1 protein-coding gene is annotated in these 1,204 nt (G+C 56.9%); it reads left to right on the top strand.

Annotated features, from left to right (window positions below):
• Positions 1 to 50: 50 nt before the first annotated feature.
• On the top strand, positions 51 to 1,204 hold a 1,154-nt coding region (locus FHC48_RS22975), incomplete at its 3' end, for a DDE-type integrase/transposase/recombinase (protein ID WP_220418990.1).

The following is a 1,204-nucleotide window of genomic DNA, read 5'->3' as shown; positions in this document are numbered from 1 at the left end:
ACCGGATACATGGGTAACAGTTATAACTGGCATAGAAGAGGAGACTCGCTATGCCCTGGACTGAGACCCGACCTATGCAACGCCTTGATTTTATCCGTGCCTGCCATGCAGGTACGGACTCCTTCTCCGCTCTTTGCCGTCTTTTTGGTATCAGCCGCAAAACCGGCTACAAATGGCTTCAGCGTTTTGACCCTTCTGACCTGTCCTCTCTCTCTGACCGGTCGCGCGCACCATGCTCTCACTCCCGGACGGTTCCTGATGAGGTCGTCGGACACCTGACTGCCCTGCGTCAGAAACACCCTGACTGGGGCCCGAAAAAACTGCGGATGTGGCTCCTCAATCATCACGTCGATTTTACCGTTCCTGCTGCCAGCACTGTCGGCGATATCCTCAAGCGTGAAGGCCTGGTACCTGACAGAAAGAGAAAGCGCAGAACGCCGGGGAATCGCCGGCCCCTGACCAGCATCAGTGAAAACAATCAGGTCTGGAGCGCTGATTTTAAAGGCAAGTTCAGGCTGCTGAGCAGAGAGTACTGTCATCCCTTCACCCTGACCGACAACCACAGCCGGTATCTGCTGAGCTGCCGTGGAACGGACCGTGAGAGCGAGCCCTTCGTCAGGCACTGTCTGACGGAGGCGTTCCTGGAGTACGGCCTGCCGGACGTTCTGAGAACCGATAATGGTCAGCCCTTCGCAGGGACGGGTATCGCCGGGTTAAGTCGCCTTGCCGTCTGGCTGATAAAGCTGGGCGTCAGACCGGAGCGTATCCGGCGGGGCCATCCCGAAGAGAACGGGCGGCACGAACGCATGCACCGTTCCCTGAAAAGTGCGCTGGCGCAGGGGAACACCTTCATGACGATGGAAGAACAACAGCGGTGGTTCAGTGACTACCGGGAAGAATTTAACTACGAAAGACCGCATGAAGCCCTGGCGGGTGCAACACCCGGAACGGTGTGGCACCCCTCGAAGCGCCAGTGGGATGGCCGTGTTCCTGACTATGCCTATCCGTCAGGAGGAACGGTCTACAGGGTGAAATCGAGGGGGACACTCTATATGGGGAAAAAGGGGACGGTGTTCCTGAGTGAAGCGCTGACTGATGAGTACATCATGCTGGAAGAACAGGATGATGGCCTGGAGGCCATCATCTTCAACGGAATAACGCTTGCGTACTACGACCGAAAAACCCAGAGTGTGGTGCGGATAGA

The organism is Enterobacter sp. EC_50, assembly GCF_019584525.1.
Lineage (GTDB): Bacteria > Pseudomonadota > Gammaproteobacteria > Enterobacterales > Enterobacteriaceae > Enterobacter > Enterobacter roggenkampii.
The sequence above is the reverse complement of the archived record's forward strand: the minus strand, read 5'-3'. Positions and strand labels throughout refer to the sequence as shown.